28 protein-coding genes are annotated in these 25,214 nt (G+C 63.3%); 14 read left to right on the forward strand and 14 right to left on the reverse strand.

All coding sequences use genetic code 11. The features are described from left to right. Positions 1–90 precede the first annotated feature (90 nt). Positions 91–594 carry a GlcG/HbpS family heme-binding protein gene (locus tag ECTHA_RS0109915; RefSeq protein ID WP_025282546.1) on the forward strand — a complete coding sequence of 168 codons (504 nt, stop codon included), beginning with the start codon at positions 91–93 and terminating at the stop codon, positions 592–594. 311 nt (positions 595–905) lie between these two features. Here ECTHA_RS0109915 and ECTHA_RS0109920 read toward each other — a convergent pair whose 3' ends face one another. After that, positions 906–1,961: a zinc ABC transporter substrate-binding protein gene (locus tag ECTHA_RS0109920; RefSeq protein ID WP_025282545.1), complete on the reverse strand. Its 1,056-nt coding sequence runs from the start codon at positions 1,959–1,961 to the stop codon at positions 906–908. A 376-nt stretch (positions 1,962–2,337) separates the two neighbouring features. On the opposite strand from ECTHA_RS0109920, the gene ECTHA_RS17905 reads away from it, so the two are divergent. Continuing rightward, positions 2,338–3,141 (forward strand): ATP-binding cassette domain-containing protein, encoded by an 804-nt coding sequence (locus ECTHA_RS17905; RefSeq protein WP_025282544.1) that lies wholly within the window; start codon positions 2,338–2,340, stop codon positions 3,139–3,141. Beyond that, positions 3,141–3,953 carry a zinc ABC transporter permease subunit ZnuB gene (gene znuB / locus ECTHA_RS0109930; protein WP_025282543.1) on the forward strand — a complete coding sequence of 271 codons (813 nt, stop codon included), beginning with the start codon at positions 3,141–3,143 and terminating at the stop codon, positions 3,951–3,953. Before ECTHA_RS17905 ends, znuB begins: the two co-directional genes overlap by 1 nt. A 31-nt stretch (positions 3,954–3,984) precedes the next feature. Here the strand turns inward: znuB and ECTHA_RS0109935 are convergent, their stop codons facing one another. The 4 genes from ECTHA_RS0109935 to ECTHA_RS0109950 all read right to left on the reverse strand — a co-directional run bounded on the left by ECTHA_RS0109935 (position 3,985) and on the right by ECTHA_RS0109950 (position 6,991). Continuing rightward, positions 3,985–4,500: a dihydrofolate reductase gene (locus ECTHA_RS0109935; protein WP_025282542.1), complete on the reverse strand. Its 516-nt coding sequence runs from the start codon at positions 4,498–4,500 to the stop codon at positions 3,985–3,987. After that, a complete protein-coding gene (locus ECTHA_RS0109940) occupies positions 4,497–5,330 on the reverse strand; it encodes a thymidylate synthase (RefSeq protein ID WP_025282541.1) in 834 nt (277 codons plus the stop codon). The genes ECTHA_RS0109935 and ECTHA_RS0109940 overlap by 4 nt, the downstream gene beginning before the upstream one ends. Beyond that, complete coding sequence (gene lgt, locus ECTHA_RS0109945; protein ID WP_025282540.1) at positions 5,327–6,112, reverse strand: prolipoprotein diacylglyceryl transferase; 786 nt, start codon at positions 6,110–6,112, stop codon at positions 5,327–5,329. The genes ECTHA_RS0109940 and lgt overlap by 4 nt, the downstream gene beginning before the upstream one ends. Before the next feature lie 363 nt (positions 6,113–6,475). After that, entirely contained in the window at positions 6,476–6,991 is a 516-nt protein-coding gene (locus ECTHA_RS0109950; protein WP_025282539.1) for a protease complex subunit PrcB family protein, read from the reverse strand. Positions 6,992–7,069: 78 nt separating this feature from the next. On the opposite strand from ECTHA_RS0109950, the gene ECTHA_RS17910 reads away from it, so the two are divergent. Further along, entirely contained in the window at positions 7,070–7,873 is an 804-nt protein-coding gene (locus ECTHA_RS17910) for a lysophospholipid acyltransferase family protein (protein WP_084306911.1), read from the forward strand. A 9-nt stretch (positions 7,874–7,882) separates the two neighbouring features. Here ECTHA_RS17910 and ECTHA_RS0109960 read toward each other — a convergent pair whose 3' ends face one another. From ECTHA_RS0109960 to ECTHA_RS0109980, 5 genes are all read right to left on the reverse strand, one after another. Then, on the reverse strand, positions 7,883–8,713 hold the full coding sequence (locus tag ECTHA_RS0109960; RefSeq protein WP_025282537.1) for a symmetrical bis(5'-nucleosyl)-tetraphosphatase: 831 nt from the start codon (positions 8,711–8,713) through the stop codon (positions 7,883–7,885). Beyond that, entirely contained in the window at positions 8,713–9,375 is a 663-nt protein-coding gene (locus tag ECTHA_RS17915) for a class I SAM-dependent methyltransferase (RefSeq protein WP_084306913.1), read from the reverse strand. Before ECTHA_RS17915 ends, ECTHA_RS0109960 begins: the two co-directional genes overlap by 1 nt. 78 nt (positions 9,376–9,453) lie before the next feature. Continuing rightward, positions 9,454–9,837, reverse strand: a complete 384-nt coding sequence (gene apaG, locus ECTHA_RS0109970) for a Co2+/Mg2+ efflux protein ApaG (RefSeq protein WP_025282535.1) — start codon at positions 9,835–9,837, stop codon at positions 9,454–9,456. Between the two features lie 109 nt (positions 9,838–9,946). Beyond that, a complete protein-coding gene (locus ECTHA_RS0109975) occupies positions 9,947–10,468 on the reverse strand; it encodes a hypothetical protein (protein WP_025282534.1) in 522 nt (173 codons plus the stop codon). 16 nt (positions 10,469–10,484) lie between these two features. Continuing rightward, positions 10,485–10,721 (reverse strand): hypothetical protein, encoded by a 237-nt coding sequence (locus tag ECTHA_RS0109980; protein ID WP_025282533.1) that lies wholly within the window; start codon positions 10,719–10,721, stop codon positions 10,485–10,487. A 259-nt stretch (positions 10,722–10,980) separates the two neighbouring features. Here ECTHA_RS0109980 and ECTHA_RS0109985 point away from each other — a divergent pair, with 259 nt between their 5' ends. Next, on the forward strand, positions 10,981–11,661 hold the full coding sequence (locus ECTHA_RS0109985) for a hypothetical protein (RefSeq protein ID WP_025282532.1): 681 nt from the start codon (positions 10,981–10,983) through the stop codon (positions 11,659–11,661). A gap of 8 nt (positions 11,662–11,669) precedes the next feature. Then, entirely contained in the window at positions 11,670–12,122 is a 453-nt protein-coding gene (locus tag ECTHA_RS0109990; RefSeq protein ID WP_025282531.1) for a YcgN family cysteine cluster protein, read from the forward strand. A gap of 36 nt (positions 12,123–12,158) precedes the next feature. On the opposite strand, the gene ECTHA_RS0109995 is transcribed toward ECTHA_RS0109990, so the two are convergent. After that, a complete protein-coding gene (locus ECTHA_RS0109995) occupies positions 12,159–12,830 on the reverse strand; it encodes a glutathione S-transferase family protein (protein ID WP_025282530.1) in 672 nt (223 codons plus the stop codon). 50 nt (positions 12,831–12,880) lie between these two features. Between ECTHA_RS0109995 and ECTHA_RS0110000 the strand changes: the two genes are divergently transcribed. Together ECTHA_RS0110000 and ECTHA_RS17920 are read left to right on the forward strand one after the other, a co-directional pair. Beyond that, entirely contained in the window at positions 12,881–13,273 is a 393-nt protein-coding gene (locus ECTHA_RS0110000; RefSeq protein ID WP_026623709.1) for an RNA-binding S4 domain-containing protein, read from the forward strand. 7 nt (positions 13,274–13,280) lie between these two features. After that, complete coding sequence (locus tag ECTHA_RS17920; protein ID WP_029762614.1) at positions 13,281–13,691, forward strand: NUDIX domain-containing protein; 411 nt, start codon at positions 13,281–13,283, stop codon at positions 13,689–13,691. Positions 13,692–13,740: 49 nt separating this feature from the next. Here ECTHA_RS17920 and ECTHA_RS0110010 read toward each other — a convergent pair whose 3' ends face one another. Together ECTHA_RS0110010 and phaE are read right to left on the reverse strand one after the other, a co-directional pair. Further along, positions 13,741–14,814 carry a class III poly(R)-hydroxyalkanoic acid synthase subunit PhaC gene (locus tag ECTHA_RS0110010; protein ID WP_025282527.1) on the reverse strand — a complete coding sequence of 358 codons (1,074 nt, stop codon included), beginning with the start codon at positions 14,812–14,814 and terminating at the stop codon, positions 13,741–13,743. 14 nt (positions 14,815–14,828) lie between these two features. Continuing rightward, positions 14,829–16,034 (reverse strand): class III poly(R)-hydroxyalkanoic acid synthase subunit PhaE, encoded by a 1,206-nt coding sequence (gene phaE, locus ECTHA_RS17925; protein ID WP_025282526.1) that lies wholly within the window; start codon positions 16,032–16,034, stop codon positions 14,829–14,831. Between the two features lie 322 nt (positions 16,035–16,356). Here phaE and ECTHA_RS0110020 point away from each other — a divergent pair, with 322 nt between their 5' ends. The 6 genes from ECTHA_RS0110020 (at position 16,357) to ECTHA_RS0110045 (ending at position 21,934) form a co-directional block, all read left to right on the forward strand. Next, the gene (locus ECTHA_RS0110020) at positions 16,357–17,544 is read left to right on the forward strand and encodes an acetyl-CoA C-acetyltransferase (RefSeq protein ID WP_025282525.1); all 1,188 of its coding nucleotides are present in this window, start codon (positions 16,357–16,359) and stop codon (positions 17,542–17,544) included. A 118-nt stretch (positions 17,545–17,662) separates the two neighbouring features. Beyond that, positions 17,663–18,235, forward strand: coding sequence for a polyhydroxyalkanoate synthesis repressor PhaR (phaR, locus tag ECTHA_RS17930; protein WP_025282524.1), 573 nt, complete (start codon positions 17,663–17,665; stop codon positions 18,233–18,235). Between the two features lie 134 nt (positions 18,236–18,369). Next, the gene (locus tag ECTHA_RS0110030; protein ID WP_025282523.1) at positions 18,370–18,738 is read left to right on the forward strand and encodes a phasin family protein; all 369 of its coding nucleotides are present in this window, start codon (positions 18,370–18,372) and stop codon (positions 18,736–18,738) included. A 56-nt stretch (positions 18,739–18,794) separates the two neighbouring features. Further along, complete coding sequence (gene phbB / locus ECTHA_RS0110035) at positions 18,795–19,541, forward strand: acetoacetyl-CoA reductase (RefSeq protein ID WP_025282522.1); 747 nt, start codon at positions 18,795–18,797, stop codon at positions 19,539–19,541. Between the two features lie 434 nt (positions 19,542–19,975). Then, complete coding sequence (locus ECTHA_RS0110040; RefSeq protein ID WP_025282521.1) at positions 19,976–21,481, forward strand: peptidoglycan DD-metalloendopeptidase family protein; 1,506 nt, start codon at positions 19,976–19,978, stop codon at positions 21,479–21,481. Between the two features lie 162 nt (positions 21,482–21,643). Beyond that, positions 21,644–21,934 (forward strand): sll1863 family stress response protein, encoded by a 291-nt coding sequence (locus tag ECTHA_RS0110045; RefSeq protein WP_025282520.1) that lies wholly within the window; start codon positions 21,644–21,646, stop codon positions 21,932–21,934. A gap of 145 nt (positions 21,935–22,079) precedes the next feature. On the opposite strand, the gene ECTHA_RS0110050 is transcribed toward ECTHA_RS0110045, so the two are convergent. Continuing rightward, the gene (locus ECTHA_RS0110050; RefSeq protein ID WP_025280778.1) at positions 22,080–25,214 is read right to left on the reverse strand and encodes an efflux RND transporter permease subunit; all 3,135 of its coding nucleotides are present in this window, start codon (positions 25,212–25,214) and stop codon (positions 22,080–22,082) included.

The raw sequence follows: 25,214 nt of genomic DNA on the forward strand, positions 1-25,214 counted from the left end.
GTGACGCGTTCCCGTCTACACTCTGTCAGGCATGTGAAGGCACCGGCCATGCATCGGTGCCCATCTGACCTACACCCAGAGGAGAACAACATGAAACGCATCTCGGCAACCCTTGCTGCTGCCTCGCTCGCCCTGGCGATGGGCTCCGTCGCTCAGGCTCAGGAATCCCCCGCCATTGATTTCAAGATCATGACGCTGGATACGGCCTATGAGCTGGCGCGGGCCACCCTGGAGGCCTGCCGGGAGGAGGGCGTCAATGTGGCCGTGACCGTCGTGGATCGTGGCGGCAACACGCAGGTGGTCCTGCGCGACACCCTGGCCATGGACATCACCCTGGCCATCAGCCAGCAGAAGGCCTACACCGCCATGTCATTCAATGGCCCGCTCTCCGAGATGGAGGATCGCTTCACCAAGCCCTTCCAGGTGGGCAAGGTGGAGGGCCTGGTGTTCTCCGCCGGTGGTCTGCCCATTCACGCGGCGGGCCGCATCGTCGGTGGCGTGGGTGTGAGTGGCGCCCCCTCGGGCGAGACCGACGAGATGTGCGCCCGCGCGGGTATCGACGCCGTGCAGATGGATCTGGAGATGATCCAGTAGGGCTTCACCCTGTAAAGGCACATTCTTGTGGGAGCGGCCCTTGGCCGCGAAGGCCGCTGTCTCCGGAGCCCCCCTTTCGCGGGCAGGCCCGCTCCCACCCACGAGGTCTGCACAGAGCAGCAGGCACCGGATGCGGCGCAAGCCCCCGTGGGAGCGGCCCTTGGCCGCGAATGCCGCTGTCTCCGGAGCTCCCTTTCGCGGGCAGGTCCGCTCCCACACACGAGGTCTGCACGGAGCAGCAGGCACCGGATGCCGCTACACTCCCACTGGAAACCCGATGCTCCTGGGCTTGAAATGCTCTCTGGCAGCCATCACGACTGGCCTGGACTCAGACATTCCACGAGGCTGTCCGCCAGATTCTCCAGCAGGCGGTAATAGCTCTCTTCGCCGGCCGGCAGTCGGGCGCCGAGGGGATCCAGCTCACCCACCCGGGCCCCGGTGCCCTCGGTCAGGGTTTCCACGATGGCCGGGCGGAACTGCGGTTCGGTGAACACGCAGATGGCATCGGATTCGCGGATGCGTTCCCGAAGCGCCTGAACCCGCTGGGCACCGGGGCTGCGGGACGGGTCCACGGTGATGGAGCCGGCGGGGGTGAGGCCGTAGTGCTTCTCGAAATACTGGTAGGCATCGTGAAAGACGATGAAGGGACGATCACTGACCGGATCCAGCCGTGACTTGAGTTCCTCGTCCAGGGCCTCCATGCGCGATAGCATCCGATCCCGGTTTTCCTCATAGCGACCGGCATTGTCCGGATCCGCGTCGGCCAGTACCTGGGCCACCTGACGCACGATGGCGGCGGCATTGTCCGGGCTCAGCCAGATGTGGGCATCCACATGATGGCCGTGGGAGTGACCATGATCATGATGACCCTCATCGCCATGGGCGTGATCGTGGTGGTCATCGTGGCCATGATCGTTGTCGTGGTGATGATGCTCATGCTCATGCCCGTGGTCGTGACCGTGATCTCCATCGTGGGAGGAATGGTCATGGCGATGGGCTTCCCAGACGCCCCCCTCTCGGCCTGAGTGCACGGTCAGATCCGCGTCCTTGAGCAGGGTGACTTTTCGGACCGACTCTGGCAGGGTCGCGATCGGGCGCTCCAGGAAGGTTTCCAGGTGGGGGCCGACCCAGACGAGGACATCGGCGGATTGCATTTGTCGCCGATCCGATGGGCGCATGCTGTAGCTGTGCGGCGAGGCGCCCGCCGGCACCAGCAGGGTGGGTTCCCCGACGCCATCCATCACGCCACTCACCAGGTTATGGATGGGCGGGATGCTCACCACCACCTGGGGGGCGGCAGAGGCCGTAACCGGCCCGATCAACAGGGCACCGAGGACAGCAGAGATCGTCAGGCGTGACAGTTTCATGTTGATTCCTCTTGTCTTTTTTCAGGCGAAACCCGGATGTATCCGAACCTCGTCGGGGCCGTGTCCTCGGGAGCGGGTGTCAGCCGCATGGATGCGGCTGCCAAGCCTTCAGGGATGAATTCACGGCGTCCCGCGGACGAAGACACGGCCCCGTCGAGGTTCACCCCGATGCCAGAACCCGGGCAGCCGATGTTGGGCATCAAAAAAAGGGCCGTCCCCTTTCTTTGATGCCCAAGCCCGGGCAGCCGGATGCCCGGAAAGGCCTTTCGCGGCCAAGGGCCGCTCCCACGGGGAGACCGATGGTATTTACACTATCATTCTTCAGTCTTGAAAACGATATACTATAACGAGTCAGCAGGAAACCGGTTGTCATCCAGTGTTTGAATTTTTCAGGAAGCCTCAGCCAAAAACAGCCCTGCAGGGCCGTCTTCTGGATGCCCGGGGGATCAGCCTGCAGCTCAGCGGGCGGCGTGTCCTCGAAGATGTGGACCTGTCGGTGGAGCCCGGGCAGATCACCACCATCATCGGCCCCAATGGCGCCGGCAAGACCACGTTGCTGCGCATCCTGCTGGGGCTGCAGACCCCCAGTGCGGGGCGGCTGCTGCGTCGCCCGGGGCTGCGCGTCGGCTACATGCCTCAGCGCATCGTGGTGGACGATGTGATGCCCATCACCGTGCGGCGTTTCATGGCATTGGGCGGCCGGGCGCCTCGGGATGAGCTTCGCCGGGTGCTGGCCGAAGTGGGGGTGGAACACCTGCTGGAGCAGCCGGTGCAATCGGTGTCCGGGGGGGAGATGCAGCGGATCCTGCTGGCGCGGGCCCTGCTGCGCCGGCCCCATCTGCTGGCACTGGATGAACCGGCCCAGGGTGTGGACGTGTCCGGGCAGGGGGAGGTGTTTCAGTTGATCGCCGCCCTGAGGGATCGTTACGGCTGCGGCGTGGTGATGGTGTCCCATGAACTGCATCTGGTGATGGAGGCGGCCGACTCGGTGATCTGCCTGAATCAGCATGTGTGCTGCACGGGGCGCCCGGAGGCGGTCAGTCAGGATCCGGCCTATCTGCGCCTGTTCGGGCATTCCGTCCCGCCCGGCGTGGCGGTGTACACCCATCATCATGATCATCGCCATGACCTGCATGGAGATGTGGTCAAGGATGCTGTGAAGGAGCACGAGGAATGTTGATGGACGATTTCATCTTCCGGGCCCTGCTGGGGGGGCTGGCCGTGGCCCTGGTGGCCGGTCCGCTGGGCTCTTTCGTGGTCTGGCGGCGCATGGCCTATTTCGGCGATACCCTGGCCCATTCGGCCCTGCTGGGAGTGGCCCTGGGCTTTCTCATCGGCATCAGCGTGAATCTCACCGTCATTGTGCTGTGCGTATCCCTGGCCATGCTGCTGGTGCTGTTGCAGCGCCAGCGAAGGCTGGCCTCGGATACGCTTCTGGGCATCCTGGCTCACAGCGCCCTGTCCCTGGGTCTGGTGGCCATTTCCTTCCTGGAAGGCGTGCGGATCGACCTGATGGCCTATCTCTTCGGTGACATCCTGGCGGTGTCCTGGAACGATGTGTGGTGGATCTTCGGGGGCGGCCTGCTGGCGCTGGTGTTGCTGCTGGTGCTTTGGCGTCCGCTGCTGGCGGTGACCGTGCACGAGGATCTGGCCCGGGTGGAGGGGGTACGGGTGAGCCTGGTGAGCATCGGTTTCATGCTGCTCATCGCCCTGGTGATCGCCGTGGCCATGAAGGTGGTGGGTATCCTGCTGATCACCTCTCTGATGATCATCCCGGCGGCGGCCGCCCGTCGTCTGTCATCCACTCCCGAGCAGATGGCCCTGCTGGCTGCCGTGATCGGCTCGCTGGCGGTGGCCGGTGGGATCTGGGGTTCCCTGGAGTGGGATACCCCCACGGGCCCGTCCATCGTGGTGGCGGCGGCGGCGTTGTTTGCGGTGATCTTTGCCATGCCCGGGATGGACATGTTGCGTCGGGGGGCTGCGCGCCGTTGAGGGGCGCGCCCTGGCACGGTGAGGCGACGGATCAGCCTCGGGCCATTGCGGATCGTTCCAGGGTGATGAACCGGTAAGGCCAGGCATTGCGCGCATCCGGCTCGTGCGCCTCTTGGTTGACCTCCTGCCAGCCCGCGTCCAGTTCCGGCATCCAGGTGTCCCCCTGGAATTCGTGATCGATCACGGTCAGGTGCAGGCGCCCGCATTGGGGCAACAGCTGTTCGAACAGCCGGGCGCCGCCAATCACGAAGACCTCCGGCATATCACCAGCGGCGTCCAGGGCCGCCTCCACAGAATCCACCACCGTGCAACCCTCGGCCTGAAAGCCTGGGTCGCGGCTGAGCACGATGCTGCGCCGCTGGGGCAGGGGGCGGCCGATGGATTCGAAGGTGCGCCGCCCCATGAGCAGCGTCCCCCCCAGGGTAAGGCGCTTGAAATGGGCCAGGTCCGCCGGCAGATGCCAGGGCAGGCGGTTGTCTGCCCCGATCAGGCGCTGGCGATCCATGGCGACCACGCAGGTCAGAACGGGCTGTTGCTGCATCGTCATATGGACACCGCTGCCTTGATGTGGGGATGGGCCTGATAGCCCTCCAGGGTGATGTCCTCGTAGCAAAAATCGAACAGCGAGGTGACCTGCGGATTCAGCACCATTCGGGGCCTGGGGTAGGGCGCACGAGTGAGTTGCTCCCGGGCCTGTTCCAGGTGGTTCAGGTACAGATGCACGTCGCCGAAGGTGTGAATGAAGTCCCCGGGCTTGAGGCCCGTGACCTGGGCCACCATATGGGTGAGCAGCGCATAGGAGGCGATGTTGAAGGGCACGCCCAGGAAGATGTCCGCACTGCGTTGGTACAACTGGCAGGACAGTTTCCCATCGGCCACGTAGAACTGGAACAGGCAGTGACAGGGGGCCAGGGCCATGCGGCCGGCCCGGGCATTGTCCTGGGGCGAGATGCCCTCGTCCGGCAGATCGGCCACGTTCCAGGCGTTGACGATCAGGCGCCGGGAGTCGGGGCGGGTGCGGATCTGCTCCACCACTTCCTTCAGTTGATCCACATGGCGCCCGTCGGGCGTGGGCCAGGCGCGCCACTGGGCCCCGTAGATGGGCCCCAGGTCACCTTCCTCGGTGGCCCATTCATGCCAGATGCGTACGCCGTGTTCCCGTAGATAGTCGGTTCGGGTGTCGCCGCGCAGGAACCACAGCAGTTCATGGACGATGGAGCGCAGATGCAGCTTCTTGGTGGTGATCAGGGGAAAGCCGTCCTCCAGGTTGAAGCGCATCTGGTGGCCGAACAGGGAGCGGGTCCCGGTGCCGGTGCGATCCCCCTTTTCCGTGCCGTGGTGCAGCAGGTGTTCGAGCAGGTCCAGATAGGGTTTCATCTCGACCCCCGGTAGGCCCAGGCCATGATGGCGATACCGCCCAGGATCATGGGCAGGCTGAGTACCTGACCCATGGTGACCCAGCCGAAGGCCAGATAGCCGATATGGGCATCGGGTTCACGCACGAATTCCACCAGGAAGCGGAACAGGCCGTAGAAGATCAGGAACAGCCCCGAGACTGCGCCCACCGGATGCCAGCGCCGGGCAAAGAGCCAGATGATCAGGAACAGCACCACGCCCTCCAGGAAGGCCTGGTAGAGCTGGGAGGGATGGCGGGGCAGCATGTCGACGGCGGGGAAGATCATGGACCAGGGCAGCTCGGCCGGCTTGCCCCAGAGTTCCCCGTTTATCCAGTTGCCGATGCGTCCAGCCCCCAGGCCGATGGGGATCAGCGGGGCCACAAAGTCGGTGAGCTGGAAGAAGGAAACGCCCAGCTTGCGGGCGAACAGGGCGCTGGCGACGAGCACGCCGATCAGCCCTCCATGGAAGCTCATGCCCCCCTCCCACAGGCGGATCAGCAGCAGGGGATCACTGGCCAGGGCCTCCAGGTTGTAGAACAGCACGTAGCCCAGTCGCCCACCGATGATGACGCCGATCACGCCGTAGAAGAGCAGATCGCCCAGTTGCGTGGCGTTCACGGGACTCCAGGGCTGGCGTACCTTGGCCATGCCCAGCAGCCAGAAGGCTGCGAAGCCCACCAGATACATGAGGCCGTACCAGTGGATATCCAGCGGCCCGAGGCTGATGGCGACGGGGTCGATGAAGGGGTGCGTGGGATACATGAGAAAAGGAACGCTCTCTGGACTGTGAGCGGGGAGGTCTTGAGCGGGAAGATCTTAACATGAACCGATGACCGATACAGTTGCCCCCGTGGGAGCGGGCCTGCCCGCGAATGGGCGCGCATGGATGCGGTGCCCGGGTTCAGGCATCCGGGGGAACCTTGGTGGGGGGCACCTCCGTCCGCGGGACGCCGTGAATACGTCCATGTAGGCTTGGCAGCCGCATCCATGCGGCTGACACCCGCTCCCGGAAGTGCCCCCCACCAAGGTTCGGTTGCCGCATGGGCTTCGAGAGTCCATTCGCGGGCAGGCCCGCTCCCACGGAATCCATGTCGGAGCAATGGGAGAAAAGAGGACTGTTCCTCTTCAGGGTTCGAGGGGGGCTTCGTCCAGGAGGGTGCCGTGCTGGTCTCTGATCTGGAGGGATTCCATGGGGTGATGTTCCATGGCCAGGAGCAGGCAGGGGCTGCTCAGGGCCTGGGCCACGATGGCGTCCGCGGGAGGCTCGCGGTTGAGGACCTGCAGGCGCCCGACGCCGTTGACCATGCGGACCGAGGTGTCGGCCAGTTCCAGGCTGTAGCCCAGGGTGGGCTTGAGGCCCTGGTGGATCAGTATGGCCGACTCACGCTGAAAATCCGGCGGCTCGGTCTCCGTGATACGCAGGCCTGTATGATCCAGGACCTGTTGCAAGGCAGCAGGATCCCGGAGGATCTGGAGGCGAGGCTCGGGCTGGTCATGGTCGCAATGGGCCCCCGAGGCGAGCATGCGCACCGGCGTCGTCTGGGATGGGGCGCTTTCTGTGAATGCACCGGGACAGCCGGTCAGCGCGGGCAGGATGACCAGGCAGGCGGCGAGCAGCAGGATCTGGCGGATACGGGTCATGTTGCCCCTCGTCGATGGTGGCTTTGGTTGCGGTCTCCTTAGTACGATTCAGTATAAATCCTCACTGAAGCGCCGCCCATGAGACTGATCCGACGACTCTACCGCATCCTGCTCCTCCTGCTCCACGTGCCGCTCGGCGTGCTGATCACCCTGGCCCTGGGGCGGCCTGACGAGGCGGGCCTGCCCCGGCCCCGATTTCGCCGCGCCATCCTGCTCTGGTATCGGGCTTTCTGCCGGATCATGGGTTTGCGTATCCATGTGCAGGGCGAGCCGTCTGCGCAGACGGTGCTGTCGGTCTCCAATCATGTGTCCTGGCTGGATATTCCTGTGCTGGGGGCGCATGTGCCCGCCGGGTTTCTCTCCAAGTCCGAGGTGCGGCAGTGGCCGGTGATCGGCTGGCTGGCGCAGCGTAACGGTACGGTGTTCATTCGCCGTGGGGAGCATGGGGCCGCCAATGAGGTGACGGACAAGATGACCGACCACCTGAAGGCGGGCGGGAGCGTGCATGTCTTTCCAGAGGGCACCACGACGGTGGGCGAGTCGGTGCGCCGGTTCCACTATCGCCTGTTCTCCGCTGCACAGCGCTCGCAGTGCCCGGTGCAGCCGGTGGGACTGTATTACCGCCCCCTGCCTGACGGCAGCGACTCGCCCATGCCCTTTGTCAACAATGACAAGCTGGTGCCTCACACCTGGCGCGTGTTGGGGGAGAAAAGACTGGAAGTGGACCTGGTATTCAAGCCGTTGATCCCGGTGGAGGGCGCGGATCGGCGAACGCTGGCGCGCACGGCGGAGCAGGCGGTGGCGGAGGTGGTCACGGCCGGTCAGCAGGCAGCCGGGCGGCTGTCCCCGTCGGGGGACAGTGGCAACGGCGCCGACCGGTGATGCGGAGGATCATCCCGGCGGCTGGTGTGTGGGGCAGCGCAGCTGGCTGACTTCCGGCTCCGGGGTATCCAGGCGTGCCAGGGTCATCTTGCCGCCCCAGATGCAGCCCGTATCCAGTGAGAGCACGTTGTGCTCGAAACGGTAACCCAGGGTGGACCAGTGGCCCACCACCAGACGATGGTCGCGGGTGAGACGACCCTCCACGGCGTGCCAGGGGACCAGGTGCGCAGGTTGTTTGCCCGGGGCGCCCTTGTAGTCCATGTCCAGGCGGCCATCCCGGGTGCAATAGCGCATCCGGGTGAAGCTGTTGGTGATGAATCTGAGTCGTGACCAGCCGGTGAGGGCGGGATCCCAGCGATCCGGCTGGTCGCCGTACATGCGCTGCAGCAGTCGGGTGTGCTCGGGGCCACGCAAAACCTGGTGGAGCTCATCGGCGCAGGCCAGGGAAGTCTCCAGATCCCATTGGGGTGGCAGGCCGGCATGCACCATGGTCCAGCCCAATGAGGCGTCGTGATGGAGGACCGGCCGGTGGCGTAGCCATTCCATCAGTTCCTCGCGATCCGGGCTGTCCAGAATGGACTGGACGGTGTCCTTGCGACGCGGCTTGTGCAGGCCGGCATGGATGGCCAGGAGGTGCAGGTCATGGTTTCCCAGAACGCTGACGGCTGCATCGCCCAGGTTCCGCACGAAACGCAGGCATGCGAGGGACTCGGGTCCCCGATTGACCAGGTCACCCACCAGCCAGAGCCGGTCCTGGGCCGGGTCGAAGTCAACCCGGTCCAGGAGGCGTTTCAGGGGGTCAAGACAGCCCTGCAGGTCGCCGACGGCATACAGCGCCATTACGCGGCCGGATTGTCCTGGGTCGCGGCGGGCTCAGGTGCCGTTTCGGGAGTGGTTTCCCCTGTGGCGGGTTTTTCCAGGGTGATATGCCGGAACCAGCCGCGCATCATGGCCGGGCTATCTTCCAGAACCTTGAGTTCCTTGCGCTTTTTCATCAGGGACTCGAAGACCACGTCGGTGCGGGAGGCCACTGGCCCGGATACCAGGCCCAGCAGGCGGCGGAAGGGGGCGCTCTCGCCAGGCTTGAGGAACTTGTCCATGATCAGGATGCGGCCGCCAGGCTTGAGCACCCGGGAGGCTTCGGCCAGGGCCAGATGGGGCTTGGAAACCACGGCCAGGATGGTGTGCAGGATCACCACATCGAAACTTTCATCTTCGTAGGGCAGGTCCATGGCGTTGCCCTGGCGCATGTTGATGGAGAGATTCAGGTTGGCTGCGCGTTCCTCGGCCTTTTTCAGCATCGCGGGGGTCAGGTCAAGGCCATGGTAATCGGCTCCCTGGGGTAGGTGCGGCAGGTCCAGGCCCGTGCCAAGGCCGACAATCAGGATGGTTTGACCCTCCACGTTGCCTAGTCTTTCCAGACTGCGCCGCCGGACGTTGAGAGTGGGTTTTTCGACAACACGATCGTAGATGGGGGCCCAGATGGTGTATGGAATGCGCATGTGGATTGCCTGTGGTTGGGGTTTGACCTTGCCGATTGTAGTCCTGGTGAATCTCCCTGTCTAAAGTAGGGTCAAGGGTCAGTGCAATACGCGAGGGACCGACAGGGTGAAGGAGGGAATGGGGGCATCGAACTCCACACCATCGTCTCCAACCATCCGGTAACTGCCCTGCATGGTGCCCACCGGTGTCTCGATCATGGCGCCACTGGTATATTTGAAGCCCTGGCCCGGCTGCAGATGGGGTTGTTCACCCACCACGCCCTCTCCGCGCACCTCCTGCACCTTGCCGTTGGAGTCGTGGATGATCCAGTGGCGGCTGATCAGCTTGGCGGGTTGTTGGCCCTGGTTGTGGATGGTCACCGTGTAGGCGAAGACAAACCGTCCGTGCATGGGGTCGGACTGGGATTCCACATAGGTGCTCTTTACATCGACCCGGATCGGGTGTTCGCTGCTTGCCGGCATGGTACGGGGAAGCCTCCAGCCTGGATTGGGGATGTCCCACGGTATCACAAAAAAAGCCGCCACCCGCATGTGCGGGGGCGGCCATCGGTCCAGCCGGGGAGGGTGTCCGTCAGACCATTTCGTTCACGGTGCTCTGAGCGCCCTGGGCCTGGGTGCTGGCCACATCGAAAGCTCTTTGCAGATCTTCCTGCTGTTGTCGTGAGGCCATCTGTTCAGCATCGGGTCGGCCGGCCGCGTTGTCCGGGCCCCGTTGGCCGCCCTGAGTCTCACCGGGCTGAGCCTGAGGTGCTTCGTTGGCAGCCCCCTGGCTCAGGCCGGCCTGATCCGCCCCGAAACCTTCAGGTGTCGGGGTGCCTTCGCGAGGAGCCGCCTCCAGGCGGGCCTGGGCTGCGAGTTCGGCATCACTGCGCTCAACCACGGCCTGATCATTGGTGGCTTCCGGAGGATTCTGAGTCGTGTTCTGCCCCGGGTTGGCGTTCCCCTGTTCGGTTTGCCGGGCGTCCGAGACCGGGCGCGTGGTTTCCATCTCCACAGCGGTGCCACCGCCTTCCAGGCGGTCGGTCGGCGTCGGCATCACCGCGTTGGTGGTGGCGGGCATCACCGGGTTGAATGCGGGCATGTTGACGTTCATGGTATCCACCTCTTGCCTAGACCTTCATATCAATCAGTGTGCCAAGCATCTGGTTCTCCGTTTGCAGCACCTTGGCGGAGGCCTCCACCTGATTGGCGTTAAGGCGCTGCTCCACCAGAGGCTGTGCCACGCCCCGAGTGCCCTGGCCGCTGAGATTGTCGGCGCTGGCGATCTCGGCTGCATTGCTGCGCAACCCCTGCATGCCGGACTGAATTCCCGACAGTGCGTAACCGGATGTGATTGAGACGGTCATGGCCTCCTCGTAAAAATGTGCATTGATGCTGTTACATCCGTGCCTACTAACAAGTATAGAAGATACACAGCGTCCATGCAGCCCGTCCGGCGGTCAAGCGCCGCCGTTGGGTTGGCCGTTGCCGGAACGATATTCTCCTGAAGTGGCAAGCCAAAGGCATCTGCCCAACTCTGACCGGGTTGTGGGCCGCTGCGTTCCCTGGTTGGGGGTGATAATCTAGCCTGCCGTGTTTTTCTCCTTGACCATCGGTTAACCCCTCATGCTTAGAAAGATCCTGATTTTCCTGGCCCTGGCCATCCCCTTTTTCGGCCTGTCCATGCTGTTGACGGGGCCGCCGCCCCAGCCCAGCGAGGATGAGTTGCCGTGGAACGTGGAAGTGCTGGATGGGGGCAATTCGAGTGTGTTCGGCGTGACCCTGGAACAGACGCCGCTGAATGAATTGCGCGATCGCCTGAGACTCTTCCCCAGTCTGGGGCTGTTCGTCTCCCCCAATGGCGACCGGCGTCTGGAGGCCTATTTCGGTTCGGTGAAGCTGGGCCCCTTCGAGACCAATCTGCTGGCGCGCCTGATGGCGGATGAGGACACCCTGGACGCCATGGTCGCGCGCTCGGTGAACGACAAGCCCATGCCCAGTGGCGCGCGTCGACTGGAGCTTTCGGAACAGGACACCCGTCGGGCCCTGGAGTTGCCGGTGGCCGAACTCTCCTATGTGCCGCGCGCCCGCTATGACGAACAGACCGTGCTGGAACGCTTTGGCCGGGACCCGCAGAAGCTGCTCATGGACGATGGGCGCCAGTATTACCTTTATCCCGATACCGGGGTGGCGATCCTGTTGACGGCGCGTGGACGGGATACCCTGCATTTCATTTCTCCCCGGAATTTCGATGATTTGCGTGCCCGCATCGAGGAGGGCGAGTCCCTTCAAAGGCCGCTACCGTGAGCAAGGCGATGATTGCGCCGACGGATGGGTACCGATTCTGGGAGGAGTTGAGCCTGGAGGCGATGGACTCGCAGCAATGGGAAGCCCTGTGTGACGGCTGTGGTCGCTGCTGCCTGCACAAGCTCCAGGACGAGGATACCGACGAAATCTACTACACGGATGTGGCCTGCCGCCTTCTGGATGCGCATTCGTGCCGCTGTGGGGATTATGCCCACCGGGCCCGGCAGGTGCCCGACTGTGTCTCGCTCACTGCCGGGGAGGTGCAGCAGATCCCCTGGTTACCGCACACCTGCGCCTACCGGCTGCTGGCGGAAGGCAAGCCCCTGCCCCAGTGGCACCCGTTGATCACCGGAGATCCTGACAGCGTGCATGTTGCCGGGATCTCCGTGCGGGGGCGCATCGTGGATGAGGAGGTCATGACCGGGGACTGGGAGGATCACATCGTCGAGTGGCCCGCCTGAACCGCGGGTCATGACGATGGGGTCGAGACATGGCCCCTAGAGGTGGCTGAAACGCTCGGGCCCGTAGCCGTCCTTGCCGGCCAGATAGCGGCTCAGCCGCTCTGGGAAATCGGCGGGCACCGAACCGGTAACGGCATCCAGGGCCAGCAACTGCTCTGCCCAGGCCTTGATGCGTGGGAACTCGTCCTCCTCGAACAGGGGCTCTCGGGCGTTCATCAAGCGGTAACGCATCAGCAGCGGGGCGAAGGCGGCATCCACCAGGGAGAAGTCGGCGCCATTGAACCAGGGGCCGTCCCCCAACTGCCCCTCAAGGCGGCGCAGTCCGGCCAGGGCAGAGGCCAGGTGGTCTTCCATGTCCTGTTCGGTCTCGGCCATCATGATCCGGTACTGGTCGATGATGGCGCCCGAGCCGAACTCGATCCAGGCTCGATTGAAGGCCAGCGTGAGGGGGTCGGTGGGTTTGAGGCTGGGCGGGGTGATGTCGTCCACGTACTCGTTGATCACGGCCGATTCGAACAGATGGGTGTTGCCGTCCACCTCCAGTACCGGCACCTTGCCCGTGGGTGAAATCTCCAGGAACCAGGCGGGTGGGCTCTCCAGGTCGATGTATTCGATCTCGTAGGGGGCTTGCTTGTACCGCAGGGTGATGATGCTGCGTTGCACGAAGGGGCAGAGGTCGAAGCTGATGAGTTTCAAGGGCATGGGCAACACGGGGTTTGGGTGTGGCACCACAGTCTAGCAGCCGCAAAGGTGAATCCATGAACGAACCCGGAACTTCAGTGCGCCTGGATAAATGGCTCTGGGCCGCACGTTTCTTCAAGACGCGTTCCCTGGCCGCCGAGGCGGTCAGTGGCGGGCGCGTGCATGTGAATGGCGATCGCGTGAAACCCTCCCGCAGCGTGCGTGTGGGGGATCGCCTGCGCATCAACCGCTCGGGGGAGACCTGGCTCGTGGACGTGCGGGGGCTCAATGACAAGCGTCGCCCGGCCGCCGAGGCACAACAGTTGTATCAAGAAACCCCGGAAGGGCGGGCCACACGGGAGCAGGAGGCCGAGGCCCGGCGTCTGGCACGTCTGGCCACGCCCCACACCGACCACCGCCCGGACCGCCGGGATCGCCGCCATATACGCCGTTTCATTGGCAAGGACTGAGATCATCATGCCCAGACCCGTCACACCGCTGATTGCCGCCGATCTGATCATTCGTCGCGAGGATGGTGGCGCGCGCATCCTGCTGATCGAGCGTCGTCATCCACCCCATGGCTGGGCCTTGCCCGGAGGCTTTGTGGATGTGGGGGAAACCGTGGAGCAGGCAGCCGTCCGCGAGGCCCTGGAGGAAACAGGCCTTGAGGTGAGTCTGGAGGGATTGCTGGGGCTGTATTCGGATCCCGGGCGGGATCCCAGGGGGCATACCGTCAGTGCCGTTTACCTGGCCAGTGCCCGGGGTGAGCCCGAGGCGGCCGACGACGCGGCGTCGGTCAGGTGGGTGGATCCAGCGGCACCAGGGGTGCCGCTGGCCTTCGATCATGCTCGCATACTGGCCGATTATCTGGCTCAGCGAACACGTTGAGTGGCAGCGCGGGTGTTGCCCGTGCTGCCACTCATCAGGCTTTGCCTGCTTACTTCTCGGTGCGCTCGTCCACCCACTTGCCGATGGCCGGGGGCACCATCTTCTGAGCCTTGCCACTCACGTAGATGCCGATGTGGCCACCGGGGAAGGACAGCTCGGTGTAGTCCTTGGAGCCCACCTTCTTGCCCAGGGCCTTGGAGGCGTCGGGCGGCACCAGGTGATCCTGCTCGGCGAAGATGTTGAGCACGGGCATGGTCACGTTGGCCAGATCCACCTCGTGATCGCCAATGTGCAGCCCGCCGTTCATCAGCTTGTTCTGCTGGTAGAAATCCTTGATGAACTGGCGGTAGGTCTCACCGGCCTGGTCGGGACTGTCGAAGATCCACTTCTCCATGCGCAGGAAGTTGTCCAGCTTGTCCTTGTCCTGCAGCACTTCAACCATGTCCAGGTACTTCTGCCCCATCAACTGGTAGGGCTTGAGGTTGAGGAAGGTCCAGTTGAGCAGTTCACCCGGGATGTTGCCCATGGTGTCCACCAGGGTGTCGATGTCCACATGCTTCACCCAGTGGGAGAGAATGTTGCCCGGGGTGTGGAAGTCCACCGGAGTGACCATGGTGATCAGGTTCTGCACCTTCTCGGGGTTCATGGCGCTGTAGCACAGGCTGAAGGTGCCACCCTGGCAGATGCCCAGCAGGTTCACCTTGTCGACGCCATGGCGCCAGCGGATCTCGTCCACGCAGCGATCCACATAGCCGTTTAGATAGTCGTCCATGGTCAGGAACCGGTCGGCCCGGTCCGGGTAGCCCCAGTCGATGAGGTATACATCCATGCCGGCATCCAGCAGGCCCTGCACCGTGGAGCGGTTCTCCTGCAGGTCGGTCATGTAGGGGCGGTTCACCAGGGCGTAGACGATCAGCACCGGTACCGGGTTCTGCACCTTCGACGTGGAGGGCTGGAAACGGTACAGGGTCAGCTTGTCTTCGCGATAGATGGCCTCCTTGGGCGTGACGCCACTGGGGATGTCGTCGGCCTCGGCCAGGTTCTGCAGACCGGTGGTGAGTTTCTTCTGGAACGTGGAAATCTCATCCAGCACCTGATCGGGGCGGATCTGAATCGGGATCATGTCCTGTCTCTCCTTTACTTCTTGGGCTCGTCGGCCTTCTTGGTGGTGCTCGCACTCGGTGTCTTGGCGGTAGAGGATGCGCTGGTGTTGCTGGCGCTGGAGCTGCCCGCGCTGGAGCTACCGGTGCTGGTGCTGTCCGCCTTGGCCGAGGACTGGGTGCTGGCGGCCTTTTCCTGTGTACCGGCGCTGCTGGATTTGGCGGCGCTGGACCGGGTTGATGAGGACTTGCGGCTGGAACTGGCCTTGGCCTTTTCCTTTTTCTCTTCGTGCTGCATCTCGCGCAGGGCCGCCTTGATCTGATGCATCTCGCGACGGCTTTCCTGCAGACGACGGTGCAGGGTGTTCACCTCACGGCGGGTGGGCATGTTCAGGCTTTCGGTGACCTCATCCATGAGGCGGGTGCCCTGGCGTTTCACGGCCATGAGGCTGTTCACCATGTCGCCATACACCTTGGCGTATTCCTCGGACATGACGAACTCGCCATAGACCTCTTCACTCACATCCACCCATTCGTCGTACAGGGCGCGCATGGAGGTGATGGGGGTGTCCTGGCGGCCAGCGTCGTCAAGGCGAGCGCGGAACCGGTCCACCGAATCCAGGCCCACCTTGGCGAAGGCCTGCTGGTATTGTTGCATGGCCTGCTGGTACTCCATCATCAGCTTGGCAAGGTCCTGATACTGTTCCTGGGACTCGCGGGTGTAACCCACACCCGGCACGGAGAGGAAACGGTCCATCTGTTCCTGCACGACATCGCCGTAGGGCGGACGTGCCGCAGGGCGCAAAGCCTGCATGAAGTCGCCCGGCATGGGCATGAAGCTGGAACCGGCGCGGCTCCAGGTGTCCATGGGCATCTGCCAGAAGGGGTTGATGTCCTTGCCCGGTGCTTGCCCCAGGCCCATGTTCTTGAAGGCGCTGGTCATCTGGTCCAGCCACTGGGTGACGGCCTGGGTGGCATCTGTCTGGCCGTTGGCGCCCTTGTAAAAGTTCTCCGCCATGGCGAAGTAGTTGCGGCTCATCTGCATCATCTGATCCATCATCTGATTATTGCCGCCGGGCATGCCCTGGGAGGCAATCTGCCACCATTGATCCAGCCCCTGTGGCCAATTGGGCTGGTTGCTCTGGCCGCCCATGGCCTTGCGGCTCATGTCCAGCCAGGCGTCCCAGTACTTGCGCTGAGCATCCAGCCATTCATCGGGAGCAAAAGGGTTCGAATCAGCCATTCAGTGTTCTCCTGTGGATCCTGTCATCGCCGGGAAAGGCCCCGGCGGGTCGGGTTTGCGAGTGTATGAAGCCATTGGTCAGTCGCCAAGCATAACGGCAAAAGCCAGGAACCCAACGCTTACCCGGCTTGGTCAGTCAAGATTAGCATACTGGTTGTGCACTGCAACAATTCCACTTGCGCCGATCGTGGGTTCATTGGTCACGCGCGTCCCGGTTCTGGTATAAACAGCCTGTTGTGCACGACAACATTGTAGATGTTCGCTCGCGCGGTGTGTGTCGTGTTGCGAATTTTTCGATAACGATTCCAGAGCAGGAGGATTTATGGCTGATTCCACGGTCATCGTCGGTGCCGCCCGCACCCCCGTTGGTACGTTTAATGGTTCCCTGGCGAAGATTCCCGCTTCCACTTTGGGGGCGCTGGTCATCAAGGGGTTGCTGGAACGGTCGGGCATGTCCCCTGAGCAGGTGGATGAGCTCATCCTGGGGCAGGTGCTGCAGGCCGGCGTGGGCCAGAACGCTGCCCGTCAGGCAGCAGTGGAGGCGGGCATCCCGTATACGTCCCCGGCCATGACCATCAATAAGGTGTGCGGTAGCGGCCTGAAGTCGGTGCAACTGGCCTGGCAGGCCATTCGCTGCGGCGATGCCGGCGTCGTCATCGCTGGAGGTCAGGAGAACATGAGCGCGTCGCCGCACGTGCTGCCGAACTCCCGTCAGGGCACCAAGATGGGCGACTGGAAGATGGTGGATACCATGATCCGCGATGGCCTGTGGTGTGCCTTCAATGACTATCACATGGGCACCACCGCCGAGAACGTGGCCACCGAGTTCAAGATCAGCCGCGAGGAGCAGGACGCCTTTGCCGCTCAGTCGCAACAGCGGGCCGAGGCGGCCCAGAAGGCCGGTCATTTCAAGGATGAGATCATTCCTGTGGAGGTGCCCGGTCGCAAGCGGGGTGAAACCGTGACTTTCGATACCGACGAGTTCCCCCGGCATGGCACCACCGCCGAAGGTCTGGGCAAGCTGCGCCCCGCCTTCAGTCGCGATGGTACCGTGACCGCCGGCAATGCCTCCGGCATCAACGACGGCGCCGCCGCCGTGATCGTCATGTCTGAATCCAAGGCCCGTGAATGGGGGTTGACCCCGCTGGCACGCATCGTGTCTTTCTCCTCGGCGGGTGTGGACCCGGCCATCATGGGCACCGGCCCCATCCCGGCAGCCACCCAGTGCCTGGAAAAGGCCGGCTGGAAGCCTGCAGATCTGGACATGGTGGAAGCCAATGAGGCCTTTGCAGCTCAGGCCATTGCCGTCAACAAGACCATGGGGTGGGACCTGTCCAAGGTGAACGTCAGTGGTGGCGCCATCGCCATTGGCCACCCCATCGGTGCCTCCGGTGCTCGTGTGCTGGTCACCCTGCTGCATGGCATGAAGCGCACCGGCGCCCGGAAGGGTCTGGCAACCCTGTGCATTGGCGGTGGTCAGGGCGTGGCGCTGGCGGTGGAGAGCGTCTGATTCCAGGCCTTGTGAAAACCTTGTTTCAAGGGCGGCCTGGCCGCCACGACGGGCGGTGCTTGCGGGTGCCGCCCGTCAACGTCTTTTTGCAAAACCAATCTGTAGATGGGAGAGGCCGGTGAACGAGCCGCGAATAGTCAAGAAGTACCCCAACCGGCGCCTGTACGACACGGAAGAGAGCCGTTATGTCACCCTGGCCGATGTGCAGCAACTGGTGCGGCGTGGGGTCGAGGTGAAGGTGATCGATAGCCAGTCGGGCAACGATATCACCCGGGGCATTCTGATCCAGATCATTACGGAGCAGGAGACCGGGGGGGAACCCCTTTTCACAACGGAGATGCTGGTCCGCTTCATACGCTTTTACGACGAGGCCGTGCACGGCGCCTTCTCCAACTACCTGGATCACAGCCTGAAGTTCTTTGCCGATCAGCAGCGGGAATTCAATGAGCGGATGCGCGACGTCCTGGGTGGACGGGCCGCCTGGGACATGGCCGAAATGACGCGCCGCAACCTGGAGTTCTGGAAGGACATGCAGGGGCAGTTCTTCAGCGCGAGGGTCTTCAAGGACGAGGATCAAGGCTCTGGCGAGTCGGCCAAGGACGGCGGCAAGGATGGCGGCAAGGATGGCGGCAAGGATGCGTCGGCTGAGGACAAGAGTGGGAAGCCCCCGGGTTCGAATAACAGGAATTAGTCCGCAAATCGGGAGTTCAGGCCGGCTGTTGGGCTTGACGGGAAGGGGGAGTAAGGTTATATGTTGCACTGCAGTAATGACGCGGTGCAGCAAAAGCAGCCCGCGCCCCTTTCAGCAAACAGGAGGCTTGACCCATGAATGAAATGTTCGAAACCTTCAACAAGGCCAACCAGTCCATGTTCGACACCCTGCGCAAGGTGAACGACATCAACCAGAAGGCCCTGGAAAAGCTGCTGTCCCAGCAACTGGACTTGACCACGGCCATGGTCGATGTGAGCATGAAGAACGTCGAGCTGGTCTCCAAGGCCAAGGGCTATCAGGAACTCCTGAGTGGCCAGGCCGATCTGGCCCGCGATTGCAGCCAGACCCTGATGACCAGCTACAAGAATGGCCACGATGTCCTCAATGAGGCTCGTGAATCCATGACCAAGCTGATGGACGAGTCCGTGAAGTCCGCTGAAGAGACCGTCAAGCAGGCCACGAGCATCAAGAAGGCTGCCTGAGCACGGTGACCGTCAGCCTTGATGGCCATAACCCCAAAGACTAGGAGCCTGAAATCGTGAGCAAACGAGTAGCATTAGTGACCGGCGGTACCGGTGGTATCGGTGGCGAAATCTGCAAGAAGCTGGCCCAGCAGGGCCATAAGGTAGTGGCCAACTACCTGCCTGCCCTGAAGGACGAGGCAGAGGCCTGGCAGAAGCAGATGAAGGATGAAGGGTTCGAGATGGATATCGCCTCTGGCGACGTGTCCTCTTTCGAATCCTGCGCCGAGATGGTCAAGGACGTGGAGTCCCGCGTCGGTCCCATCGATATCCTGGTGAATTGTGCCGGTATCACCCGGGACAAGACCCTGCGCAAGATGGAAGAGAAGCAGTGGACGGACGTCATCAACATCAACCTGAACAGCGTGTTCAACACGACGCGTCAGGTGGTGGAAGGCATGACCTCCCGCGGCTTCGGTCGCATCGTCAATATCTCTTCCGTCAATGGTCAGAAGGGTCAGTTCGGTCAGGCCAACTACTCGGCCGCGAAGGCAGGCATGCACGGCTTTACCATGGCTGTCGCTCAGGAGACTGCCGCCAAGGGTGTGACCGTGAATACCGTGTCCCCCGGCTACACCGCCACGGCCATGACGGATGCCATGCCCGAAGATGTGCGCAATGCCATCATCGCGCAGGTGCCGGCAGGTCGCATGGGCAGCACCAAGGACATCGCCTTTGCGGTGGCCATGCTGTGTGATGAGGACGCCGGCTACATCACCGGTGCCAACCTCCCGGTGAATGGCGGCTTGTTCACGTCCTTCTGAGTCGTGGTTGTTCGGTCGACGCTGATCCGCGTTGGCCAGTCTGTTCGGCAACGGGCCCCTGATGGGGCCCGTTGTCCGTTGCCTCCCCCGCCTTCTCTCTGTGCATCCAAAGGACCTGCTCCCGTTGGGACCCTGGGCGGCACCGAGCAATTTTCCCCTTCCTGCGCCTCTTTACCTGAAAAACTTTGTTCAAAAAAGTGAAAGTCGTCTGATAAAAAGGTTTTGGTCGCAATTGATTTGAGGATCATTATTCTCATTCATGGGGCCTTAGTGTTATTCTCCGGCCTGTCTTGGGGTATTTGACTGCTCACCCACGTGGCAGCCGAAGAGTCAGGCCATGGTGCTGCGGTTCCGGTCGGGATCTGCCCGGGGCGGTGTATTCGGCTGCCCGAAGTGGACCCCAGACGGTTGATTCCAAGAACAACGGGGGCACCATGCCGTTTGCCAAATCGCGTCTGAAGGCGCCAAGCTTCAAGACCGTCATGGCCGCGCTGGCCGTCGGCCTCATCATCACAGCGGTTTATCCCAAGATTCTCTCCGGGTTCGGTGTGGACGAATCGGACATGTCCGAGCGCATGGTCCAGTCCCTGGCGTTGCCCGTGGAAGGGGCGGGCGCCAGTGCTCACGCCCAGGTGGCCGTGGCCCGTTCGGCCCGGGATCAGACAGCCCTGCACAGACCCTCCGGTTCTCTGGATAATCCCGCACGTGCGCAGCAGACGGCCATGATTCAGCAGGATGACATCCATACAGACCTGGGTGCGCCGGAGAACCCGACTTCGTACGAATCCTTCGAACTGGAGGCGGCGGAAGGTGAACGACCGGCATGGAACGAATATACGGTGCGGCGCGGGGATCGTCTCTCCGCGCTCTGGACGAATGACTGGGATCTACCCCGGGCCACCTTGTACCGCCTGCTCAACGACAAGGACAACGCACGGGTGCTCAACCGGGTGCGTGACGGTCAGCGTGTGGAGTGGCAGACGGATGAGGAGGGCTATCTCACCCGCCTGCGCATCTGGACATCCCGTACTGAGGGCACCGAGTGGCAGCGGCAGGAAGATGGCTGGGACTTCACCCGAAGCACGGTTGAAAACCAGGGCGAAATCAGTCACCTGGTGATTACTGCCCGTGTGGATGGCAGTATCTCCGCCGCGCTGGCGCAGCGCCAGGAACTGTCCGGGCGGGCCGCTGGCGCGCTGGCCGTATTGCTGGATCGACACCTGCCGGTGCGCGCCCGTGCTCGCACGGGCGACACCTTCACTCTGCTGGTTGAACAGGAAACGCTCCCGGGTGAGGATGAGCCCCATCAGCTGCGTCTGCTGGCTTTTGATTACAACGGGGAGCAGTTGAACACCACGGCGGCTCGGCATACCAATGGTCGCTTTTACACCCCGGATGGCGAGGGCCTGTTGCCACCGTTCGACCGTCGTCCCTTTGCGGGCCATTATCGTATCAGTTCACCCTTTGACACCCGCCGCCGGCATCCCGTGACCGGTCGCGTGGCGCCCCACCATGGTACCGACTTCGCCATGCCCATCGGCACGCCCATCCTGGCACCGGCGGACGGTCGAGTGACCCGTGTGGACAGTCATCCCCTGGCCGGGCGTTTCCTGGTCATTGAACACGGGCAGGGGTACACCACTCGCTACCTGCACCTGAGCCGCCCCCTGGTGCGACCGGGGCAGACGGTGGAGCGAGGCGATCGCATTGCCCTCTCCGGCAACACGGGCCGCAGCACCGGGCCGCATCTCCATTACGAGTTGCATGTGAACGGGCGCCCGGTGGACGCCATGCGTGCCGAGTTGCCAGAAAGTGATTCACTGGCTGGAGAGGAGCTCAGGCGCTTCAAGGAAATCAGCAGTGCGCTGCTGGCCGAGGTGAAGCAATCCGGCGAAACTCGCAGAGTGGCCATGTCCCCCTTCTCCGATATGGCCATGTAGAGGGCCTGCGATCCGTTACGGCTCAATTGAGATGGCGTGTGAAGGCTTGACACTCCTGCGGACGCGCCCCTATGTTCCTCGTCAGGACGAACGCGGGGATCAAAAGTTCTTCTACCCGCAGAGTCCGGATGTTTCATTCAAACCAGATCGGAGGGATACAGGATGAGTGAACGTGACGAGTGGGTTCAGAAGATGCAGGCCAAGCTGGATGAATGGCAGGCCGAAATCGACAAGCTGTCTGCCAAGGCGGAGCAGGCCGAAGCAGATGCCAAAATGAAGTACAAAGAGCAGATAGAAGAACTCAAGAAGCAGCAGGAAGAGGGCAAGCAAAAGCTTCGTGAGATGCAGGACGCCAGCGAGGATGCCTGGGATCGCATGCGGGAGGGCATGGAGTCGGCCTGGGATAGCATGAGCCAGGCGTTCAAGGACGCCATGAAGCGCTTCAACAAGTAGGGGATCCCTCACCACCCTCACCCCAACCCCTCTCCCGCTGGCGGGAGAGGGGCTCTCATCCCCTGTATTCAGGTACCGATTCTCCCTTCTCCCCCGAGGGGGAGAAGGGCCGGGGATGAGGGGGCGGCGGGCACCACACCCGCCATCAGCCCGCCTCAGCTCGCTTGCGATCCCGCCGCTCCCTGCGCCAGGTGGCGGCATCGTCCAGCAGCTTGTAGAACAACGGCACGAACAGCAGGGCCAGGGTGCTCGCGCCCAGCATGCCGCCCACGGCTACGGTGCCGATCTCCTGGCGGCTGGCTGCACCCGCCCCCGTGGCGAATACCAGGGGCAGGGTGCCGATGATGAAGGTCAGCGCCGTCATCATCACTGCCCGGAAACGCTGTCGGGCCGCTGCCAGGGCCGCCTCGGTGGATGTCATGCCCTGGGCCCGGTTCTGGGCCGCAAACTCCACGATCAGGATGGCATTCTTGGCCGCCAGGCCGATGAGCACCAGCAACCCCACCTGGAAGTAGATGTCATTGGGGAAGTCCCTGATCAGCGCGAACAGGGCCGCCCCCAGCACCCCGAAGGGTACGGCCGATACCACCGCCAGCGGCAGGGTCCAGCGCTCGTACTGGGCCGCCAGGATCAGGATCACGAAGAGCAGCCCCATGGCAAAGGCTGCGCCGCCGGCCCCCGAGGCCACCTCCAGCTGATAGGCCTCGCCGATCCATCCCATCACGGTGTTGGCCTCGTCCTGCATCTCCAGGGCAACCTGGTCCAGGGCATCCTTGGCCTGCCCGGTGGTAAAGCCCGGCGCCGGGTCGGCCATGATGCGGGCAGCGGGGAACAGGTTGAATCGGTTGATGATGTCGGAGCCTGATTCCCGCGTGAGGGTGACCAGGGAACTGATGGGCACCATATCGCCGGAGTCGGAGCGGACGAACACATGCCGCAGATCATCCGGATGGCTGCGGAAATCCCCTTCTGATTGCAGGTTCACCTGCCAGAGCCGGCCCTGACGCGTGAAGTCGTTCACGTACATGGAGCCAAAGGTGGCCTGCATGGTGTTGAACACCGCGTTGATGGGTACACCCGCCGCCTTGGCCTTTTCCCGGTCCACCTCCGCACGGTAGCGGGGGATGCGGGTGTCCAGGGTGGTGCGCACATTGGCCAGTTCGGGACGTTCATTGGCCTTTTGCACCATGCGCTGAAGCAGGTTGTCCATCTCCCGGGCGGACATGTCATCGCGAACCTGCAGGAAACCCTCCACGCCGCCGGTGAGTGACAGCCCCGGGATGGGCGGTGGCACGAAGGCAAACACGTTGGCATCCTGATGACCAAAGCCCATGCCCATGGCCTGCTGGGCCAGGGCCGACGCGTGCTGGTCGGGGCGGCGTCGCTCGGACCAATCGGTGAGGTTCATGAAGCCCACCATCGCGTTGGTGCGCAGTGAACCCGCCATGATGTCGAAGCCGGCAAAGGCCGTGAACATATCCACCTCCTCCAGGGAGGTGAGTTGTGCGGAGAGCTCGTCGCGGAACTGTTCCGTGCGCGCCAGGGCCGAGGTGGGAGGCAATTGCGCCACCACCAGGGCAAAGCCCTGATCCTCCTGGGGCACCAGACCCGAGGGCAGGCGATCCATCATCAGGACCGCCGCGCCCACGCACAGGGCAAACAGTCCGACGCCCAGGGTGCGGTTGCGCAGCAGGAAGCCCACGGCCCATACAAAGGCGCCGGTGATGCGCTCAAAGCCCCGGTTGAACAGTTCGAAGGGCTTGGCAACGTGATGGGTCTGCTTGTCCAGGAGCATGGCGCACATGGCCGGTATCAGGGTGAGGGCCACCACCCCCGAGACCACGACGGATACGGCGATGGTCACTGCGAACTGCCGGTAGAGTTCGCCGGAGAGGCCTTCGAGGAAGGCCACCGGTGCGAACACGGCCACCAGCACCAGGGTGGAAGCCACCACGGCCCCAGCCACCTGCTGCATGGTCTCGATGGAGGCCTCCCGGGCGCGCAGGCCCTTTTCCCGCATGAGGCGTTCCACGTTTTCCATCACGATGATGGCGTTGTCCACCACAATGCCGATGGCCAGCACCAGGCCGAACAGCGTCAGCAGGTTGATGGAAAAGCCCAGGGCCAGCATGCCGGCGAAGGTGCCGATGAGCGACACCGGGATCGCCGCCACCGGAATCAGGGTGGCCCGCAGGTGTTGCAGGAACAGGAAGGTGACTGCCACCACCAGGACGATGGCGATGAACAGGGTGATGAACACCTCGCGGATGGAGACCTCCACGAACTCGGTGGTGTCATAGGGGATGACGTACTCCATGCCCTCGGGGAAGCGTTCGGACATCTCCTCGAAGGCACGCCGGGCGCGCTCCGCGGCATCCAGGGAGTTGGCGCCGGGCGCCTGGTAGATGCCGATGGGCACGGTGGGCTCGCCGTTCATGGTGGCCGAGAAGGCATAGTTCTGGGCCCCCAGTTCCACGCGGGCCACGTCCTTCAGACGCAGGGTGCCCCCGCTGTCGTCGGCCCGCAGGATGATGTTCTCGAACTCCTCCACATCCGCCAGCATGCCCCGGGTGGTCACGGTGAGGGTGAATGCCTGGCCGGCGGGCGCAGGCTCGGCACCCATCCGCCCGGCGGCAAACTGGGCGTTCTGCTCGCGAATGGCACTGGCCACGTCGCTGGGCGTGAGGTCGTACTGGGCCAGGGCATCCGGACGCAGCCACACGCGCATGGAGTAGTCCTGGGCGCCGAACAGGGAGGCATCCCCCACGCCTGGCAGGCGGACCAGTTCATCGATCACGTTGAGCAGGGCATAGTTGCTCAGGCTGATGGTGTCATGACTGCCATCGGGGGAGCGCAGCACGGCCACCATGAGGATGTTGGTGGAGCGGGCCTCCACGCGCACGCCCTGTTCGCGAACCTGTTGGGGCAGGCGGGGCAGGGCGGCCTGCACCCGGTTGTTGACGTTGATCTCGGCCTGATCCGGGTCGGTGCCCATGGCGAAGGATACGGCGATCTGCAGGGTGCCCGCATCCGTGCTGGTGGACTGCATGTAGATCATGTCGTCCACGCCGTTGATCTCCTGCTCCAGCGGCGCCGCCACGGCATCGGCCAGCACATCGGCACTGGCGCCCGGATACTGGGCGCTGACGACAATCTCCGGGGGCACTACATCGGGATACAGTTCAACCGGCAGGGCGCGCAACCCCGCCAGCCCGGCAAAGACGATGATCAGTGAGATGACCGAGGAGAAGATCGGCCGGTCAATGAAGAAACGCAGCAT

Origin of the sequence: Ectothiorhodospira haloalkaliphila ATCC 51935 (genome assembly GCF_000633935.1) — a bacterium.
GTDB lineage: Bacteria > Pseudomonadota > Gammaproteobacteria > Ectothiorhodospirales > Ectothiorhodospiraceae > Ectothiorhodospira > Ectothiorhodospira haloalkaliphila.

What these genes read in the sequence shown, in the direction of transcription:
- ECTHA_RS0109915 (WP_025282546.1), top strand. Translation starts at nt 91, where the DNA reads ATGAAACGCATCTCGGCAACCCTTGCTGCTGCCTCGCTCGCCCTGGCG.
- ECTHA_RS0109920 (WP_025282545.1), bottom strand. Translation starts at nt 1,961, where the DNA reads ATGAAACTGTCACGCCTGACGATCTCTGCTGTCCTCGGTGCCCTGTTG.
- znuB (WP_025282543.1), top strand. Translation starts at nt 3,141, where the DNA reads ATGGACGATTTCATCTTCCGGGCCCTGCTGGGGGGGCTGGCCGTGGCC.
- ECTHA_RS0109935 (WP_025282542.1), bottom strand. Translation starts at nt 4,500, where the DNA reads ATGACGATGCAGCAACAGCCCGTTCTGACCTGCGTGGTCGCCATGGAT.
- ECTHA_RS0109940 (WP_025282541.1), bottom strand. Translation starts at nt 5,330, where the DNA reads ATGAAACCCTATCTGGACCTGCTCGAACACCTGCTGCACCACGGCACG.
- lgt (WP_025282540.1), bottom strand. Translation starts at nt 6,112, where the DNA reads ATGTATCCCACGCACCCCTTCATCGACCCCGTCGCCATCAGCCTCGGG.
- ECTHA_RS0109950 (WP_025282539.1), bottom strand. Translation starts at nt 6,991, where the DNA reads ATGACCCGTATCCGCCAGATCCTGCTGCTCGCCGCCTGCCTGGTCATC.
- ECTHA_RS17910 (WP_084306911.1), top strand. Translation starts at nt 7,070, where the DNA reads ATGAGACTGATCCGACGACTCTACCGCATCCTGCTCCTCCTGCTCCAC.
- ECTHA_RS0109960 (WP_025282537.1), bottom strand. Translation starts at nt 8,713, where the DNA reads ATGGCGCTGTATGCCGTCGGCGACCTGCAGGGCTGTCTTGACCCCCTG.
- ECTHA_RS17915 (WP_084306913.1), bottom strand. Translation starts at nt 9,375, where the DNA reads ATGCGCATTCCATACACCATCTGGGCCCCCATCTACGATCGTGTTGTC.
- apaG (WP_025282535.1), bottom strand. Translation starts at nt 9,837, where the DNA reads ATGCCGGCAAGCAGCGAACACCCGATCCGGGTCGATGTAAAGAGCACC.
- ECTHA_RS0109975 (WP_025282534.1), bottom strand. Translation starts at nt 10,468, where the DNA reads ATGAACGTCAACATGCCCGCATTCAACCCGGTGATGCCCGCCACCACC.
- ECTHA_RS0109980 (WP_025282533.1), bottom strand. Translation starts at nt 10,721, where the DNA reads ATGACCGTCTCAATCACATCCGGTTACGCACTGTCGGGAATTCAGTCC.
- ECTHA_RS0109985 (WP_025282532.1), top strand. Translation starts at nt 10,981, where the DNA reads ATGCTTAGAAAGATCCTGATTTTCCTGGCCCTGGCCATCCCCTTTTTC.
- ECTHA_RS0109990 (WP_025282531.1), top strand. Translation starts at nt 11,670, where the DNA reads ATGATTGCGCCGACGGATGGGTACCGATTCTGGGAGGAGTTGAGCCTG.
- ECTHA_RS0110000 (WP_026623709.1), top strand. Translation starts at nt 12,881, where the DNA reads ATGAACGAACCCGGAACTTCAGTGCGCCTGGATAAATGGCTCTGGGCC.
- ECTHA_RS17920 (WP_029762614.1), top strand. Translation starts at nt 13,281, where the DNA reads ATGCCCAGACCCGTCACACCGCTGATTGCCGCCGATCTGATCATTCGT.
- ECTHA_RS0110010 (WP_025282527.1), bottom strand. Translation starts at nt 14,814, where the DNA reads ATGATCCCGATTCAGATCCGCCCCGATCAGGTGCTGGATGAGATTTCC.
- phaE (WP_025282526.1), bottom strand. Translation starts at nt 16,034, where the DNA reads ATGGCTGATTCGAACCCTTTTGCTCCCGATGAATGGCTGGATGCTCAG.
- ECTHA_RS0110020 (WP_025282525.1), top strand. Translation starts at nt 16,357, where the DNA reads ATGGCTGATTCCACGGTCATCGTCGGTGCCGCCCGCACCCCCGTTGGT.
- ECTHA_RS0110030 (WP_025282523.1), top strand. Translation starts at nt 18,370, where the DNA reads ATGAATGAAATGTTCGAAACCTTCAACAAGGCCAACCAGTCCATGTTC.
- ECTHA_RS0110040 (WP_025282521.1), top strand. Translation starts at nt 19,976, where the DNA reads ATGCCGTTTGCCAAATCGCGTCTGAAGGCGCCAAGCTTCAAGACCGTC.
- ECTHA_RS0110045 (WP_025282520.1), top strand. Translation starts at nt 21,644, where the DNA reads ATGAGTGAACGTGACGAGTGGGTTCAGAAGATGCAGGCCAAGCTGGAT.
- ECTHA_RS0110050 (WP_025280778.1), bottom strand. Translation starts at nt 25,214, where the DNA reads ATGCTGCGTTTCTTCATTGACCGGCCGATCTTCTCCTCGGTCATCTCA.